This is a genomic window from Kribbella sp. CA-293567 (assembly GCF_027627575.1).
Classification (GTDB): domain Bacteria; phylum Actinomycetota; class Actinomycetes; order Propionibacteriales; family Kribbellaceae; genus Kribbella.
The window spans coordinates 1,074,078-1,091,026 of the sequence record NZ_CP114065.1; the positions used below are offsets into that span (position 1 = coordinate 1,074,078).

The 16,949-nt window shown below is 68.6% G+C and carries 15 protein-coding genes; 8 read left to right on the forward strand and 7 right to left on the reverse strand.

The genetic code is table 11. The features are described from left to right. Positions 1 to 27: 27 nt before the first annotated feature. The 3 genes from OX958_RS05120 to OX958_RS05130 all read right to left on the reverse strand — a co-directional run bounded on the left by OX958_RS05120 (position 28) and on the right by OX958_RS05130 (position 4,620). Positions 28 to 1,623 (reverse strand): FAD-dependent oxidoreductase, encoded by a 1,596-nt coding sequence (locus OX958_RS05120; RefSeq protein ID WP_270136006.1) that lies wholly within the window; start codon positions 1,621 to 1,623, stop codon positions 28 to 30. Further along, positions 1,624 to 2,706 carry a LacI family DNA-binding transcriptional regulator gene (locus OX958_RS05125; protein WP_270136007.1) on the reverse strand — a complete coding sequence of 361 codons (1,083 nt, stop codon included), beginning with the start codon at positions 2,704 to 2,706 and terminating at the stop codon, positions 1,624 to 1,626. A 168-nt stretch (positions 2,707 to 2,874) separates the two neighbouring features. Further along, positions 2,875 to 4,620: a hypothetical protein gene (locus tag OX958_RS05130; RefSeq protein WP_270136008.1), complete on the reverse strand. Its 1,746-nt coding sequence runs from the start codon at positions 4,618 to 4,620 to the stop codon at positions 2,875 to 2,877. 189 nt (positions 4,621 to 4,809) lie between these two features. Between OX958_RS05130 and OX958_RS05135 the strand changes: the two genes are divergently transcribed. The 5 genes from OX958_RS05135 to OX958_RS05155 all read left to right on the forward strand — a co-directional run bounded on the left by OX958_RS05135 (position 4,810) and on the right by OX958_RS05155 (position 10,053). Next, positions 4,810 to 5,682 (forward strand): carbohydrate ABC transporter permease, encoded by an 873-nt coding sequence (locus OX958_RS05135; RefSeq protein WP_270136009.1) that lies wholly within the window; start codon positions 4,810 to 4,812, stop codon positions 5,680 to 5,682. After that, positions 5,672 to 6,556, forward strand: coding sequence for a carbohydrate ABC transporter permease (locus OX958_RS05140; RefSeq protein ID WP_270136010.1), 885 nt, complete (start codon positions 5,672 to 5,674; stop codon positions 6,554 to 6,556). The genes OX958_RS05135 and OX958_RS05140 overlap by 11 nt, the downstream gene beginning before the upstream one ends. Positions 6,557 to 6,577: 21 nt before the next feature. Continuing rightward, positions 6,578 to 7,894 (forward strand): ABC transporter substrate-binding protein, encoded by a 1,317-nt coding sequence (locus OX958_RS05145; RefSeq protein WP_270136011.1) that lies wholly within the window; start codon positions 6,578 to 6,580, stop codon positions 7,892 to 7,894. A gap of 118 nt (positions 7,895 to 8,012) precedes the next feature. Continuing rightward, positions 8,013 to 9,116 (forward strand): Gfo/Idh/MocA family protein, encoded by a 1,104-nt coding sequence (locus OX958_RS05150; protein ID WP_270136012.1) that lies wholly within the window; start codon positions 8,013 to 8,015, stop codon positions 9,114 to 9,116. 25 nt (positions 9,117 to 9,141) lie between these two features. Further along, the gene (locus OX958_RS05155; RefSeq protein WP_270136013.1) at positions 9,142 to 10,053 is read left to right on the forward strand and encodes a PmoA family protein; all 912 of its coding nucleotides are present in this window, start codon (positions 9,142 to 9,144) and stop codon (positions 10,051 to 10,053) included. A gap of 15 nt (positions 10,054 to 10,068) precedes the next feature. On the opposite strand, the gene OX958_RS05160 is transcribed toward OX958_RS05155, so the two are convergent. After that, a complete protein-coding gene (locus tag OX958_RS05160; protein ID WP_270136014.1) occupies positions 10,069 to 11,031 on the reverse strand; it encodes an SDR family NAD(P)-dependent oxidoreductase in 963 nt (320 codons plus the stop codon). 267 nt (positions 11,032 to 11,298) lie between these two features. Beyond that, entirely contained in the window at positions 11,299 to 11,430 is a 132-nt protein-coding gene (locus tag OX958_RS05165) for a hypothetical protein (RefSeq protein WP_270136015.1), read from the reverse strand. On the opposite strand from OX958_RS05165, the gene OX958_RS05170 reads away from it, so the two are divergent. Both OX958_RS05170 and OX958_RS05175 read left to right on the forward strand, forming a co-directional pair. After that, positions 11,423 to 12,487: a sensor histidine kinase gene (locus OX958_RS05170; RefSeq protein WP_270136016.1), complete on the forward strand. Its 1,065-nt coding sequence runs from the start codon at positions 11,423 to 11,425 to the stop codon at positions 12,485 to 12,487. The genes OX958_RS05165 and OX958_RS05170 overlap by 8 nt on opposite strands. A gap of 4 nt (positions 12,488 to 12,491) precedes the next feature. After that, a complete protein-coding gene (locus OX958_RS05175; protein WP_270136017.1) occupies positions 12,492 to 13,166 on the forward strand; it encodes a response regulator in 675 nt (224 codons plus the stop codon). Here the strand turns inward: OX958_RS05175 and OX958_RS35325 are convergent. Next, a complete protein-coding gene (locus OX958_RS35325; RefSeq protein ID WP_442913247.1) occupies positions 13,105 to 13,548 on the reverse strand; it encodes a phosphotransferase in 444 nt (147 codons plus the stop codon). The genes OX958_RS05175 and OX958_RS35325 overlap by 62 nt on opposite strands. A 399-nt stretch (positions 13,549 to 13,947) precedes the next feature. On the opposite strand from OX958_RS35325, the gene OX958_RS05180 reads away from it, so the two are divergent. Then, positions 13,948 to 15,588 carry a hypothetical protein gene (locus tag OX958_RS05180; RefSeq protein WP_270136018.1) on the forward strand — a complete coding sequence of 547 codons (1,641 nt, stop codon included), beginning with the start codon at positions 13,948 to 13,950 and terminating at the stop codon, positions 15,586 to 15,588. 74 nt (positions 15,589 to 15,662) lie between these two features. On the opposite strand, the gene OX958_RS05185 is transcribed toward OX958_RS05180, so the two are convergent. Further along, positions 15,663 to 16,880, reverse strand: coding sequence for an aldose epimerase family protein (locus tag OX958_RS05185; RefSeq protein WP_270136019.1), 1,218 nt, complete (start codon positions 16,878 to 16,880; stop codon positions 15,663 to 15,665). Positions 16,881 to 16,949 lie beyond the last annotated feature (69 nt).

The following is a 16,949-nucleotide window of genomic DNA, read 5'->3' on the forward strand; positions in this document are numbered from 1 at the left end:
CCATCGGTAGCCGGTTCGGTGTCCGGCTCAGTAGCCGGAGATGGCCGGCCAGCTCAGTTCGACGCCCTGGGCGACCAGCAGTGCCTGGAAGTCGCTGAGCAGAGCAGGGGAGTTGCGGACCGCGCGCGGGCTGACGCCGCGGTCCAGGCAGAAGGCAGCGAGTAGTCCCGCGGCCTCGCCGATGTTCCACTCGACCGGGTGCAGCCGGTAGCAGCCGTTGGTGATGTGGGTGGTGCCGAGGTTCTTGCTCGCCGGCAGCAGGTTCTCCACCCGCTGCGGGATCAGCGCCCCGAGCGGAATCCGGAACGGGCTGCTCGCCACGTCGATGTAGTTGTCGCCACCGGTGGACGGGTGCAGGTCGATCCGGTACATGCCGACGCCCACGCTGTCGTCGTACTCGACCGCGCCCTGGGAGCCGCGGACGGCCACCGAGAGGTCTTGTTCCACGATCGTGTACTCCGCCGCGATCCGGCGCGACTCCCGGATGTAGGGCGCCTGGGCCAGCCCGTCGGAAGAGCCGAGCAGGTCACCGCGCAGCCGCAGGCCGGAGAAACCCGTGCCACCGTCCGGCCTCGGCGCCTCCGTCTGCAGCCAGTAGAAGACCGACTGCGACAGTTCGCGTGCACCGGCCAGATGCCTGCCGGCGTCCGGTACGTCGAAGACCGGGCCGTCGAGATAGTCGATCATCGGCCAGTTCACCAGACAGATGTCGGACTCGTAGGCGCCCGGGAGGAAGTGCTTGCGGGCAGCGATCCGGCGGAACGTCCACAGATTCGTGTCACCTCCGCTACGCCGTTGGTCGGCGATCACCGCGAGCGGGTCGTCGTCGGGGTTCGGGGTGAAGGTGCGCCGCGAAGCTGCGAGGCTGCGAGGATCAGGGGCGTTCCAGGAGAGCAACCGGTCTCCCCAGAACGAGGGCTGGTAGTTGCGCCAGTACGCGTAGTTGGCCGGCTTGTCACCGACCTGGTCGCCGTCGACGTGATCCACTGCGAAGCAGAACGAAACTGCCTGCATGTTGAGCGGCTGCGCCTCCGCTGGCGCACTGGGCTCGCCAGTGGCCGCTTGGGACTCGAAGCCGGTGACGTACTCCGTGCCGGTGAGCGGGAGGAGTTCCCCGGTCTCGGTGGCGTCGAGGATGTACGGCGCGGTCAGAGTGAGCCGGTCACCGGTGTCGCGGTGCTGTACTACGACGGAGGTCACCCGGTCGCCGTCAGTGCTGGCGTCGACGGGCTTGTAGGGCTGCAACACCTGCAGACGGCGGCTGGCGCGGTACGGCGCGAGCATCGACTCCAGGACAGCCACTGCTACTCGCGGCTCGTGGCAGAGCTTGGAGACGTAGCCGGCGCCTGGGTTGAGTTCCGCGGCGGCTCGCGACTCTGCGGTGAGGGGGTAGTAGCGACGGTAGTAGTCGCGGATCCCTTCTCGCAGGCCGCGATAGGAGGCGGTGACACCGAACTGCTCCACCCAGGTGTGCTCGTCGGGCGGTACCGCTTGGCTGGTCAGCTGGCCGCCGAGCCAGTCGTACTCCTCGGTCATCGCCACCGAGCGGCCGGCCCGCAGGGCCGCGAGAGCCGCGGCGACTCCGCCGAGCCCGCCGCCGATGACCAGGACATCCGTATGCATCTAAAGACCTTTCGGCTTGCTGAGTGTGCTTCCGTCGACGAGTTCACAGGCGAGCAGTTGCTGCAGATCGGTCTCGTCCCCCGACAACACCGCCTCCAGCAGTCCCACCGCCCGCCGGCCCATCTCCTTGCGTGGGATGTGGAACCCGGAGTACTCGTCGTCTCCGTCGACCGGCCGGCTCGCGTCGCCCAGTGCCACCACGGACAGGTCGCCCGGCACTGCCAGTCCTCGCCTTCGGGTGGCAGCAGCGAGAGCCGCCGCATCGGCCAGATCCTCGACGAACACCGCGGTGATCTTCCGCTCCAGCAGTTCGTCGAGGAGCTCCTCCACGGCCCGCTCGGCGTTGATCGGGCGTACGCCGTCAGCCGTCCCGGAAGGTGTTGAGTCCGAGCTGCCTCCCGTCTCCACGGGGGAGAGGTGGAGACCGCGAGGTGCGACCTGGTGGAAGCCACGGAGACGGTCGGCAGAGGATTCGGCGCCCTGACCGGGGCCGACGAAGGCGACCGCGGTGTGGCCGAGCTGCAACGCGCGAGCGGTGACCGTGGCGGTGGCTGTCGTGTAGTCGGCGCCGACGTACGGAACGACGGCGCCGTCCGGGTCGTCGCGGCGGCCTACGGAGACGAACGGGTACTTCTCGGTGACCAGGCGGCTCAGTTCCTCGGCAGGGATGCGGCGGCCCAGCAGGAGCGAGCCGTCGGCGATGCGCAGCCGGTTGTTGTCGTGGAAGACCAGGCGCCGCCCGTCGGTGACCGGGGCGCTGGTGAACAGCAGCAGATCACAGCCGAGCTCCTCCGCGCTCTCCTCGATCCCGCTCAGGAACGGGTGGTAGAAGTCGGCGCTCGCGCTGGGGAACACCGACTCGTAGGTGAACACCCCGAGGATCTGGTTGCGTTGCTGCAACAGCCGGCGGGCCAGCGGGTCCGCGACGTAGCCGGTCTCCCGGATCACCTTCAGGACCCGGTCGCGCGTCTCGGCCGGGATCCGCGCCGAAGCGGCCGTGCGGTTGTTCAGCACCAGGGAGACGGTGGTCTGGCTCACCCGCGCCAGCCGGGCGATGTCACGCTGGGTCAGCCGGTCACTCATCGCGTCACCTCCCTTCAGTAATACGTATTGCCGGTCGCTTGATCCGGAACGGTAGACCCGTCGATTCGGGACCGTCAAGATCAACGCCGCTAGTAATACGTATTAGCAAAGCCGCGCCCAACTCCTCGGGAAGAGTGGGACGCGGCTGAAGGTGGTGCTGGGGAAGGGTCAGGCGGTGCGTAGGTGCAGCGTGTACCGGGCCGGGGAGCGGCCGGTGAGATAAACCCGCAGGCCTTCGGGAACGAGGCTGCCGTTCAGCTGGGTGTACCGCTCGCCCGGGTCCATGCTCACCCGGGCCGGTCCGTTGCCGGGGCCGAACTCGATCCGGTCGGCGCCGACCGTGTAGGTACCGGTGCCGTCGACCAGCTGATAGTTGCCAGCAGCATCGAGCTGTTCGACCCCGGTGAGAGTTCCGCCCGGGCGGAAGCACAGCTCCACCGCGAACGGCACCTCCGAGCCGCCCAGTTCGAGGGCCAGGTCGAAGCCGGTCCCGACCTCGGTGACGGTGACGGCGGTCTCGAGGGTGCGGAACTGCTTCGGCCGGTGCGGGAAGTCCATCGACGCGTAGAAGCGGCCGTCGTTGGTCAGTGCGTAGGCGCCGTCACTTCGCCGGTACCGCTTCGGCAGCGGCAGGTGGTACGGCACCTTCACCTCGTCGCCCAGCCGGAAACTCCGCTGCCCACTGCGGCGCAGGCCGTCGCTGCGGAAGTGCCCGGTACTGAAGAACTGCGGCGACAGCCGGACGGAGTCGAGGATCGCGCGGCCCTTGCGCAGCTTGAAGAACGTGGGGTTCGTCGACAGGCCGGACGCGATCACCGGGAGGTCGTGGAAGTCCGTGCCGCCGAACAGTGTGGCGGTGCGATCGCCCCGGCGGATGCGGGCCAAGTGCTGGGCGGGGAACTCCCGGACGAAGTCGTCGTCCACCGCGACCGCGGGCGGCAGCTGGGCCGACAGCTCCGGACGTTCGAGAACCTCGGCGAGAAAGTCGCCCAGCTCGCCGGTGCCGCGGCGCTCGATGTCCTTGGCCACGGTCGCGAACCGGCCGTCGCGGTCGTGCAGCGCCAGTTCGCGGTACTGGGTGAGGTACCACCAGACGTCCCTGATCCGGTTCTGGTCCTGGCGGCGGGAGGCGATCGTGTCGACTTCGCCGTTCGGCTCCAGCAGGAACAAGGTGGCGGCCAGGTTCTTGCGGACCACGGGCAGCAGCTCCGGCCGGTGGCGCAACCAGGCGATCGTGAGCAGGGACGGGTTGGTCACCTCCGAGGCGTAGGTCGCGCTGCGCTCGCTGTAGATCCCGTCCCGGGTGACGTCGATGCCCTCGTCGAGCCAGTCGTCGATCCGGGCGGCGTACCGGCGGTCGGGGTAGAGATCGTTGATCCGGGCAAGGGCTGCCGACACCTCCCAGCGATGATTCGGGGTGTGGACGCCGCCGGTCGCCAGGGCCGGGCCGGCCTTGCGGATGATCCGCTCCAGCGCGGCGCGGACGGGCAGTGTCGACGGTTGGGCGTCCGCTGCGAGAAGATTCTGGATCAGGCAGAGATCCTGCAGTGCGAAAGCGCTGTCGGGTGGCGAGTGCAGGTTGCCGATGTCGTAGGTGCCGTCGTCGTGCTGCAGTGTCGTGAGCCGGCCGGCGAGGAATTCCAGCGGACCCAGCAGAGAGCCGTCATGATGGCGCGCGGACCGCGGCCAGACGTACGCCGAAACCAGCCGGCGGGCTTTCCGGGCGCTGGCGCGGACGCTGTCGGCGCTATTGCGATAACTGTCGAGAACGCCCGGAATCTGCGCTTCGTTCATTTTCGTCAGAAGATCAAGAAATGGCTCGTCGGCGCCGCTCGCGGCACCGGCCGAGCCGGCCGGCAGGGCACCCGCGGAGAGTGCGGCAAGGGATCCGGCCAGGAACGTTCGACGCTGCATGAAGCCTCCACAGACGAGGAAAGCGGTTGCCAAATGCTCTGTACTGTTCCCGCCGGCACCCGGGCTGTCAACGCCGCGCGAGTGTCCGGAACCGGACGCGGTAAAAGCCGGAAAGGTCTTGTCTGAACCGGTTCGCTCTACTAGTTTGACCGGCCTGGGCAAACGCTTTCCCCTAACGGAGGGAAAGGAATGAAGAAAGACAACGTCGCCGCTTATCTGTTCCTCGCGCCGTGGCTGACCGGGCTGTTCGTGATCACCGTGGGACCGATGCTGGCGTCGCTCTACCTGGCCTTCACCGACTACAACCTGATCCAGGCGCCGGAGTGGATCGGTTTCGAGAACTTCACCCGGATGCTGTCCGACGAGCGGCTGCACAACTCGCTGCGGGTCACCTTCACCTACGTCCTGGTCTCGGTGCCGCTGCAGCTCGCGCTGGCCCTGCTGCTGGCCGTGGTGCTCGATCGCGGCGTCCGCGGGATGGCCTTCTACCGCTCGATCTTCTACCTGCCGTCGCTGCTCGGCTCCAGCGTCGCGATCGCGATCCTGTGGAAGCAGGTGTTCGGCACCGAGGGACTGCTCAACCAGTTGCTCGCCCAGGTCGGCATCGAGGGCAAGGGCTGGATCTCGGACCCCAGTACGGCGCTCGGCACGCTGGTCGCGCTGAACGTCTGGACCTTCGGCGCCCCGATGGTGATCTTCCTGGCCGGCCTGCGGCAGATCCCCGCCATGTACTACGAGGCGGCAGCCGTCGACGGAGCCGGCACCTGGCGCCGGTTCCGCACGATCACGCTGCCGCTGCTGACCCCGATCATCTTCTTCAACCTGGTGCTGCAGATCATCCACGCGTTCCAGTCGTTCACCCAGGCGTTCGTGGTCTCCAACGGCTCCGGCGGCCCGTCCGACTCGACGATGTTCTACACGCTCTACCTGTACGACCGGGGCTTCGGCAACTTCGACATGGGCTACGCCTCGGCGATGGCGTGGTTCCTGCTGATCATCATCGCCGTCCTCACCGCGATGAACTTCGTCGCCTCGAAGTACTGGGTGTTCTATGACGACTGAGACGATCGGCCGCCCGCTCGCCGGGACCCGTGGTACGACGTACGGCTGGACGCGGGTGAAACCGCTGCTGATCCACGTCGCGCTGGCATCGGCCGCGCTGGTGATGCTCTATCCGGTGATCTGGATGGTGGTCAGCTCGCTGCGGCCCGGCAACGAGATCTTCCGCGAGCCGGGGATCCTGGTGCGGGACCTGCAGATCAGTAACTACCAGGCCGGCTGGAACGCGCTGACCGAGCCGTTCACCCGGTACCTGCTGAACTCGGCGGCGGTGGTGTTCGGCGCGATCCTCGGCAACCTGGTGAGCTGCTCGATGGCGGCGTACGCGTTCGCCCGGCTGGAGTTCACCGGCAAGCGGTTCTGGTTCGCGATCATGCTGGTGACGATCATGCTGCCGATCCACGTGGTGATCGTGCCGCAGTACATCCTGTTCTCGCAGGCGGGCTGGATCAACACGTTCCTGCCGCTGGTGGTGCCGAAGCTGCTGGCCACCGACGCGTTCTTCGTCTTCCTGATGGTGCAGTTCATCCGCGGCATCCCGCGCGAGCTGGACGAGGCGGCCCGGATCGACGGCTGCGGCAAGGCCGGCATCTTCCTGCGGGTGATCCTGCCGTTGATGGTGCCGGCGCTGGCGACCACGACGATCTTCACGTTCATCTGGACCTGGAACGACTTCTTCAGCCAGCTGATCTACCTGACCGATCCCAAGATGTACACCGTGCCGGTCGCGCTGCGATCGTTCGTCGACTCGACCGCCAGTACCAACTGGGGCTCGATGTTCGCGATGTCGGTCGTCTCTCTGGTCCCGGTCTTCCTCGCCTTCCTGCTCGGCCAGCGGTTCCTGGTCAAGGGCATCGCCACCACCGGCATCAAGTAATCCCCGCGAAAGGTGCAATCCATGCCGCTCACTCGCAAGGCGCCACGACGGTTACGCGCCCTGGCCGCGGTCGCGATCGCGACCACCCTGCTCACCGCCAGTGCTTGCGGCGGTGACTCCGGTGGCGGCGGGAACGCCGACGGCGAGGTCACCCTCCGCTTCAACTGGTGGGGCTCGGACGCCCGGCACAAGATCACCCAGGACGTGATCGACTCGTTCCAGAAGGAGAACCCGACGATCAAGATCAAGGGCGAGTACGGCGAATGGGCCGGCTACTGGGACAAGCTCGCCACCACCGTCGCCGCCAACGACGCGCCGGACGTCATCCAGATGGACGAGAAGTACCTGCGCGAGTACGCCGACCGCGGCGCGCTGCTCGACCTGAAGAAGGCCGACGGGCTGGACACCGGCAAGTTCGAGCCGGAGACGCTCGGGGCCGGTGAGTTCGACGGTGGGCTGTACGGGCTGAGCGCGGGCATCAACGCGTTCACGCTGGTGGCGAACCCGGCGGTCTTCAAGGCGGCCGGCGTACCGTTGCCCGACGACAGGACCTGGACCTGGGACCAGTACACCCAGATCGCCGCGCAGATCACCGCCAAGCTCAACGGCAAGGGCTGGGGCACGGCGCCGTACGGGGCCAACGACGCGAGCCTGAACATGTGGGCGCGGCAGCGTGGGGAGTCGCTGTTCACCAAGGACGGCAAGCTCGGGGTCAGCCAGGAGAAGCTGACCGAGTTCTGGACCCAACTGCTGGCGATGCAGCAGTCGAAGGCGACGTCGACGCCGGAGTTCGCCGCCCAGGACATGACCGCGCCGCTCGACCAGACCGGGATGGCGACCGGGAAGCTCGCGATGAGCTACCAGTGGAGCAACCAGCTGAACGCGCTGAGCAAGGCATCGGGTCAGCAGCTCAAGCTGCTGCGGCTGCCCAGTGTCACCGGCAAGGCGAGCGAGAACGGCGCCTACTACAAGGGCTCGATGTTCTGGTCGATCTCGTCGCGGTCGAAGCACCCGAAGGAGGCGGCGAAGTTCGTCAGCTACCTGGCCAACAGCACGGCCGCCGGCAACCTGCTGCTGGCCGAGCGCGGCGTACCGCCGAACACGGAGATCCGCGCCGCCGTCGTCGCCAAGCTGCAGCCGGCCGACGCCGCGTCGCAGGCGTTCATCCAGGAGATCTCGTCGGAGCTCGGCGAGCCGTCCCCGCCGCCGCCGGTCGGCGGTGGTCAGGTCGAGAAGATCATCCAGCGCTACACCACCGAGGTGATGTTCGGCCGGCAGAAACCCGACCAGGCGGCCAAGGGCTTCATCGAGGAGATCAACGGGGAGCTGACCAAATAGTGTTGCTTCGAGCAACTGATTGCGAATGACCGGGGTTCCTCCGGGCGCCGGGGCGGCGCCCGGAGGCCTCCCCGGCAGCGGACGGGAAGCTGCCGGTGGGTTGCCGCGGGTGGCTGTCGTGGGCATTCACGGGCACGGCGCTTCGCATGTCCGGCAGGCGTTGCGGCTGGCGGACGCCGGGCGCTGTGAGTTCGTAGCGGTAGCCGATCCCCGCCCTCCGGCGACGGACCAGCTGACCCGGTCGTCTGCTTCCGCCGGGACTCCCGCTGTGCATCCGGATCTGCCGGCGCTGCTGGCGGCCGAGCAGGTGGACGTCGTCGTACTGTGCACCCCGATCCACACCCACGCGACGCTGGCGGAACTCGCCCTCCGCGCCGGTGCGGACGTGTTGCTGGAGAAGCCGCCGGTCGCCTCGATCGAGGAATTCGACCACCTGACAGAGGTGCTGAGCGAGACGGGGAGGCGCTGCCAGGTCGGGTTCCAGGCGCACGGGTCCGGCGCGGTGCGGGCTCTCGCCGGGATGGTTGCCGAGGGCGCCTTGGGCGAGATCCGGGGGATCGGCGTGACCGGGACCTGGGTGCGGGCGCAGGCGTACTGGCAGCGGGCGAAATGGGCCGGCCGGCGGACGCTCGACGGCGTACCGGTGGTGGACGGGGCGGTGACCAATCCCTTCGCGCACGCGGTCGCCGCCGCGCTGCTGGTGGACGGCTCGGCCCGGGCCGACCAGATCGCGCAGGTGGAGACCGAGCTGTTCCGGGCCAACCCGATCGAGGCCGACGACACCTCGACGGTTCGGATCCGGACCACCCGCGGTACCAGCATCGTCGCCGCCTTCACCCTTTGCGCGGCGGAGAACTCGCCGCCGCGGGTGACGGTCTACGGTTCCCGGCGCTCCGCCGTACTGCGGTACACGACCGACGAACTCGTGCTCGGCGCGACGACCACGCAGTACGGGCGGGAAGAGTTGCTGGACAACCTTCTCGACCATCGGCGCGACGGCGTTGCGTTGCTCTCGCCACTGGAGTCGACCGGTGGATTCACCCGGGTGCTCGACGCGGTCCGGTCGGCGTCTGCGCCGGCGCGGATCGCCGACGAACTGGTGCGGTGGGAAGGCAGCGGCGACGAGCGGCACCCCGTCGTACCGGGAGTGGAGAAGTGGATCGAGCAGGCAGCCGAGCGGCAGGCGCTGTTCAGTGAGCTCGGTACGCCGTGGACAAGTTGACCAACCAGAATCGGAGCTTCGACAGATGACGCAGAACCTCGGTTGCACCCATGCCGTCGGCCGGTCGATCCAGGTGACGGCGGCGGGCCGCGAGCTGTTCACCTACGTGTACCGGCCGAGCGACCCGCAACTGGAGTCGCCGCGGCCCTACCTGCATCCGATCCGTACCCTCGGCGGTGACCTGGTGTCGGTCTACCGGCCGCACGACCACGTCTGGCACAAGGGGATGACCTGGTCGCTGCCGCACTTCGGGCACGACAACTTCTGGGGCGGACCGACGTTCTCGCGCGAGCACGGCTATCAGCAGCTCGCCAACAACGGCTCGATGGACCACGAGCGGATCGACGCGCTGGACGTGTCGGATGAGCTGGTCCGGTTCTCCCACCAGCTGGCCTGGCACAAGCAGGCCGGCGCCCACGTCGTCGACGAACAGCGGATGCTGACGACGCGGCTGTCGGAGGACGGCTGGGTGCTGGTCTACGAGACGGCGATGACGAACGTCTCCGGTGAGTCCGTCCAGATCGGCAGCCCGACCACGGCCGGCCGCGAGAACGCGGGGTACGGCGGTCTGTTCTGGCGCGGCCCGCGCTCCTTCACCGGCGGCACCGTGCTCGCTCCCCAAGGCCTCGGTGGCGACGAGCTCCGTGGTCAGCGGGCCGCGTGGATGGGCTTCTCCGGCAAGCACGACAGCATCGACCGCGCGTCCACCCTGATCATCGCCGACGCCGCCGGCAACCCGAACCACCCACCCGAGTGGTTCGTCCGCTCCGAGGACTTCGCGGCGGTCTGCCCGGCGCCGTTCTTCTCGGAAGAACTCCCGTTCGCTTCCGGCGAGACCCTCACCTTCCGCTACGCGACCCTCGTCGCCGACGGCGGGTCGGACGACGCCCGGGCCACCAACCTGGCCACCCAGGCGCAGAAGGCGCTCACGACCTGAAGGTCCGTTGCCCGGTCAGGGAAGGGAGGCGGAGGCGCCGCCGTCGATCACCTGGGCTGATCCGGTCATGAACGGGTAGCGGTCGGAGGTGAGGTCGAGGACGAAGGCGGCGACCTCCTCGGGTCTGCCGATCCGGCCGGCGGCAGGGGCCCGGGACCGGGCGACGACGGCGATGCCCGCGCGGTAGACGCTCTCGGGGACCCCCTCGGTGCCGGAGACCTTGCGGACCATCTCCGTGTCGACGATGCCGGGCAGGACGGCGTTGACCCGGATGCCGTCGGCGCCGTAGTCGAGGGCCGCTGCCTGCATCAGGCCGAGGAGCGCGTGCTTGCTGGCGCCGTACGCCGCGAATCCCTGCCGGACGGCCAGCGAGTTGATGGACGCGGTGATCAGCACGGTGCCGCCGCCTGCTTCGAGCAGGTGCGGGATCGAGTGCTTGAGGGTGAAGAACGCACCCCGGACATTGGTGGTCTGGATGTCGTCCCACTCGGCCGTGGCCACTTCGTGCAGCCGTTCGATGCTGTGGACACCCGCGTTGCTGAAGACCACGTCCAACCGGCCGTAGCGGTTGGCGATGCTGTCAGCGAAGCGGCGTACCTGGTCCTCCACTCTGACGTCGGCCCGCAGATAGGTCGCTTCGTGGCCGGCTGTCCGGATCTCCTGCTCCACCTGCCGGCCGCGATCCTCCCGCCGCCCGCAGAATCCGACCTTGGCGCCCTCGGCGGCGAAGGCGAGTGCGGCCGCGCGCCCGATGCCAGAAGTCGCGCCGGTGATCAGGACCACCTTGCCGGCGAATCTCGCGCCGTCGGCCGGGGCCGCGGTCATCCGTGGGCCGGTATCCGCAGTGAGCCGGCCGCCGACGGCACCTGCCGCGCCGGCTACCAGGGCGCCGGTCGCAGCCGCGCCGACCATGGCCCGCCGCCGGTACCGTCGAGCCGGTTCGCCGGTCTCGGCCGTCTCTTGCTGGTTGTCAGTCATCTGCCCCAGGCCTTCTGCTCGGTTCCGGCCTGTTGTCGGCCGGCCAACTCCTGCAGCGTAGGAACGCTGAGACCGCCCCGGCATCTGCTGGACGGCCGGTCTTGCTCTGCCGGTCGTCCGCCCGTACTACGACCTCCGACCTAGGCCGGAGGTCGGATCCAGCGGGGCCTGGTGTCTGATGACGGCCCTCGTAGTCATGTGCTCCACTGGGGAGGTGCGCTCCCGAGTGACGGACAGCCTGTCTGTCAGGTCTCAGCCTGCTGGGGGTCAGTCGACCTCCCGGCAGTTGTTGCCTGCCTCCACCTGGATGACGGTCCTGGTCGGGGTCAGCTGCCTGCTGATGGCGATCAGCCGCAGTTCCAGTTCATTGCCTTGGGCAACCGTTTTGCTGGTGCTCACTCCGGTGGGACTGCTGGTCCTGCAACTGCTGATCGGCCGGCAGTACGGCGATCGGCCGCCGGCGGTCCTCGCGGCCGGTGCCATCGCCGCCCAGCTCGGCGTGATCGAGCTGGTCGCGCGACTGGAGGGGCAGAGCATCGCTTCGCTGCTCTTTCTCGCGCTCCCGTTTCCGGCCGTGTTCTGGCTCGGGGCTCGGGCCGGTTTCGTGGTCGGTGCTGTCATCCTGACCTTGTTCACGGTCAGGTTCGCGGCGACCAAGCCGCAGTGGCGGGCGGATGCGGACACGCAGCACGGCTACCTGCTCTTCGCGATCGCTGTCGTGCTGGTCACCGGGATCGCCCTGCTGGTCCGGCAGGAGCGAACCAGCCGGGAGCGGGCCGAGCACCTGCTCCGTGATCTCGGTGCTTCCCATCGTCAACTGGTCGAGTCGCAGGGCCGGGTCGCCGAGCTGGCCACGATCGAGGAACGCAACCGGCTGGCCCGGGACATCCATGACAGCCTGGGCCACTACCTCACGGTGATCAGTGTCCAGTTGGAGAAGGCGCAGTTGCTGGTCGCCGAAGATCCGGTGGCCGTGACCGCGGCGGTCGGCAACGCGAAGCGACTCGCCGATCAGGCCCTCGCCGACGTCCGGGAGTCCGTCGGGGCCCTGCGCAAGGACGAGGCTCCCTTCCTGCTGGAGCCGACGCTGCGCGGCATGGTGGCCGACCTGGGAGTGCTGCCACTCGACCTCAGTCTGCGGATCACCGGCAACGAGCAACACTATTCGAGGCAGCAGTTGCTGGCGCTGTACCGCGCTGTCCAGGAAGGCCTCACGAACGTGCAGCGTCATGCCCGGGCCAGTCGGGCGCACGTGCTCGTCGAACTGACCGAGGTGGCCGCGTCGGTGACGGTGGACGATGACGGTATCGGTCCACCGGACGGTCCTGGGGTCGGTCTGCGGGGAGTGCGGGAGCGGTTGGAGCTGGTCAGCGGCCGGCTGGTGCTGACGACCGCACCAGGAGGAGGTACCCGGATGTCGGTCACGATTCCCCGGACACAGGCAAGGGAGACTTGAGCCGATGGGGACCAGCGAGAACCTCCGGTTGCTGATCGTCGACGACCAGGAACTGATGCGGGACGGGCTGACCGCCATCCTCGAACGACAGCCCGGTATCGAGGTGGTGGCGACCGCCGCTGACGGCGCCGAGGCACTGCGCCTGGTGGAGGAACTCGTCCCCGACGTGGTGCTGATGGATGTGCGGATGCCGGTCATGGACGGGGTGCAGGCAACGGCCGAGATCGTCCGTAGCAGGCCGGCCGTCAAGGTGGTGATGCTGTCCACCTTCGATGACGACGACCATGTGACGAGGGCGTTGCAGGTGGGCGCCACTGGCTACCTGCTGAAGAATCTCCCGGCCCGGGACCTCGCGGAAGCCGTCCGGCTGGCCAGCCGTGGTGTCCTGCAACTGGCGCCCGCGGCCGCGGCCAAGGTGGTCGCCGCGCTTTCTTCGGCCGCCCTCGGTTCATCGCCCAGGGAGTTGCCCGCCGAGCTCGCGCGGCTCACCGATCGCGAGCAGGAGGTCCTGCGGCTGGTCGCGGTCGGCGCCAACAACCGCGAGATCGCCCGGGACCTGGTGATCTCCGAAGGCACGGTCAAGAGCCACATCTCCAGCATCCTGGGCCAGCTCAACCTCAGGGACCGGACCCAGCTGGCCGTTTTCGTCCACCAGAATTTGCCCCAGCGCTCAGATTAGTTGCCGAGTCAGAGGAGTTGCCCGGCTGCCTCGCGGAGAGCGTCCAGTTCGTGCTGCGCCCAGCCTTCGCCGACGGACTGGCGACCCCGGTGAAGTCGGCGGCGCGATAGCCCGTGCCCGACAGGTCGAAGTCGTGGAGCGAGAGGCCGTCGTCGGAAACCAGGATGTTGTCGAGGCTGACATCGCCATGACAGACACCCCGGCCCAAGGCATCGGAGTACTGGGCCAGGTGACTCCGTACTGCGTTGCCGAGACCTCGCAGCAGGTTTTCCTCCGCGGGGGCAAGGATCTCCTCCCAGTCCGGCTCGGGCTGCGAACGAGGCGCGGAGGAGCCGGCCGGAAAGCTCTGTCTCCCAAAGGATTTTGGTCGCTGTTCGCCCATCGGCTCGGTACAGCTCGAGCACGAAGCGGGCGTCTGTGGTGGTCAGTTCGTACACGTCGTTGACCAGTGAGCGCAGCAGCGTGCAGCCGGTGAAATCGAGGCGGTGGACCGCGCTCAGCCGAGCGCGCAGCGCCGCTGGATCCGGAAGTGAGCGAAGGGTTGGGATCACCGTCGTGACGGTACTGCGACGGCTCCCTCGGCGCCGGTGGATTTTGCCGATGGCAGGTGTGAAGCGGACCCTGGTGGGGGAGGTAGGGGGAGCGGTAGGAAATCGTTTCCGGTATCGCCTCCCCTGAAGGGCCCGGGAACCGGTAGCCTCATCCAGCCACCTGGGGAGGCATCGCAGGAACCATCACCGACGAACTGCCGGAGAGCCCAAACCGGTCAGGAGACCACGTCTTGCAGGAGAACACCACCAGCACCAGTACTGGCGAGCTCGCCAACGTACCCCTCACAGGTGCTGACAAAGTCGCCTACGCCTTCTATGCAACCGCGGCAACCGCCGCCCTCGTCGGTCAGGTCTGGGCCGGCGTCACGCACATTCCGTGGCCCGAGGAAGGCTTCTCGCCGTTCCTCAAGATCGCTCTGGTCACTCCCGCGGTGGCCGTCATCGAGCTGGGTGGCGTCGCCACCGCCGCCCTGGCCGACCTGCGCCGCCGCAAGGGTGAGCAGGCCTACGCCTACCGTGCCATGTCGCTGTTCGCCGCGATCGTCGCGCTGGTCTTCAACGTCGTCGGCCACTGGCGGCCGGAGGAGCGCTTCCTGGCCTTCGGCTTCGGTGGCCTGTCCGCGTTCGCCTACGTGCTCTGGCTGATCCACAGCTCCGCCCGTCGCCGCGACGCGCTCCGCAAGGCCGGGCAGATGGCCACCACCGGTCCGGTCTACGGCGTGGTCCAGTGGGTCCGCGAGCCCAAGGTCACCTGGCTGGCCCGGTCCATCGCGCTCGAGCACGGCCTCGGTCTGTACGAGAGCCTGCGGGCGGCCCGGGTCCAGTTGCGCAACAACGCGCGCCGGGACGCGATCGCCGGCACCGTCGCGGAGTACATCCGCTCCGAGCACCAGGACGAGCGGCTGGCGAAGATCGCCGAGACGACGTACGACGCGGACCGGCTGGCCGGGATGCTCGAGGAGCGGATCAACTACGAGGTCGTCACCAACAAGCTGACGCTCGCGATCTCCCCGCCGCCCGAGCCCGAGCCGGAACCGGTCAAGGAGGAGCACGCCGACCTGCGCGCCTCGGTCTGGGTGGTGGAGGGCTCGACGCCGCCGCCGGTGCAGCACATCCCCGTCCAGCAGTTGCCGGCCCAGCAGGCCCGGCCGACGGGCGGCGTACCGCTGCGCGACGACGAGCAGTGGGGCGAGGCGATGACCGGTGAACTGATGGCCGTCGACTACCTCCCCTACGACCGCAGTACTGACGAGGCCCGCGACGCCGAGGTCATCGAGGAGGCCGCCGCCGCGGCTGCCGCTGCTCAGCAGCCGGTGGTCGCCAAGCCGCGTCCGGACTCGCCGTTCGTGCAGCACCCGGTGGACGAGGCGCCGCCGGCGGTCGACCAGCGCCGCGCAGCCCAGCCGAAGGCAGCTGCTGCCAAGACCGCAGCGGCCACGCCGAAGCCGGCTACCGCGACCGCGAAGAAGACGGCCTCGAAGAAGACCGTACGCAAGACGGTGCCGCAGTCGGTCGCGCCGGTGGTCGAAGAGCCCTTCGTCGCCACCACGCCGGCCCAGCCGGCCCCCGTGGTCACCGAGGAGCCGGCCGTCATCGCCCGCGAGGTCACCACGCGGGCGGCCTCGACGGCACGGTCCACCCCGCGTCCGAAGTCGTCCTCGAACGGCAGCGGCACCGGTGGCGACCTGGAGAAGAAGCGGATGCGCGCCTGGGCGCTGCTGTCCGACTGGCCCGAGGACCGCCCGCGCACCGCGGCGACCCTCGCCTCCGCGATCGCCTCCTCCGAGGTGGACGCCGAGCGCCTGCTCACCGAGTACGACAAGGAGCACGGCACCAGCAACCTCACGCTGGTCGCCAACTCCCAGAACTGAAGCTGTAACCGACCAAGGGGGTGGCCGATGGCCACCCCCTTCGTCATGCCCCCGGACGGTGAACTCCTGGGCTGCTACTTGGTGCCGAAGGTGTAGATGGTGGTGGAGGTGAAGGTCTGGCCGGGGCGCAGGACCGTGGAGGGGAAGGACGGGTGGTTGGGGGAGTCGGGGTAGTGCTGGGTCTCGAAGGCGAAGGCGTCGCCCTGGCGGTAGGCCTTGCCGCTGATGCCGGAGAAGGTGCCGTCGAGGAAGTTGCCGCTGTAGAACTGGGCGCCGGGCTCGGTGGTGTGCACGGTGACCGTGCGGCCCTCGGCCGGCTCCCAGAAGCGGGCGGCGTAGCGGAGGCCGTCGCGGCCGGGCTTGTCGCTGAGGACGAAGTTGTGGTCGTAGCCACGCCCGATCACCAGTTGGGGGTGGTCGCCGCGCAGGCGTTTGCCGATCGCGGTCGGCTGGTTGAAGTCGAACGGCGTACCGGCCACCGGGGCGAGCTCGCCGGTCGGGATCAGGCCGGCGTCGACCGGGGTGTACTTCGCGGCGTTCAGTTGCAGGATGTGCCCGTCGATCGAGCCCGAACCCTCACCGGCCAGGTTGAAGTAGACGTGGTTGGTCAGGTTCACGATGGTCGGTTTGCCGGCCACGGTGGCCAGGTAGCCGATCTTCAGGTTGTCCTGCTTGTCGAGCGTGTAGGTGACCGTGGTCGTCAACGTGCCCGGGAAGCCCATCTCCCCGTCCGGGCTGACGTAGCTGAACGCGACCCCGATCGCCTTGTCGGTCTTGACGACCTTGGCCTTCCAGACCCGCTTGTCGAAGCCGGTGGTGCCGCCGTGCAACGCGTTCTCGCCGTTGTTGACCGGGATTTGGTAGCTGGTGCCGTCCAGGGTGAACCTGCCCTTGGCGATCCGGTTGCCGAAGCGGCCGATGGTCGAGCCGAAGTACGGGCTGAGTGCCGCGTAGTCGGGCAGGTTGTCGAAGCCGAGGCTGATGTTCTCGGTGCGGCCGCGCCGGTCCGGCGTCTCGATCCGCTGCAGGGTCGCGCCCCAGGTCAGCATCGAGATGGTGACCCGGCCGTTGGTGAACGTGTACACGTCCACGGCGACGCCTTCGGGGGTGGTGCCGAACGGATCCTTGCGGATCTCGAGCCGGCCGTGACCGTGCTGTGAGCCCATGGCGGCGACCCTATCCGGCGGACCGGCGGCCTCGGCTCCACTGGTCAGCGCACCGGCCGCGGCGGCGCCGAGTCCGAGCGCGCCGGCGGTTCGCAGTACTTGTCGGCGGGGCAGGTTGTCTGACATGGAATCCCCTCACTCGTGCTGGGCGGTGCCGGCCGGGGAGAGCGTGCACATGGCCGACCCGGGCACTGT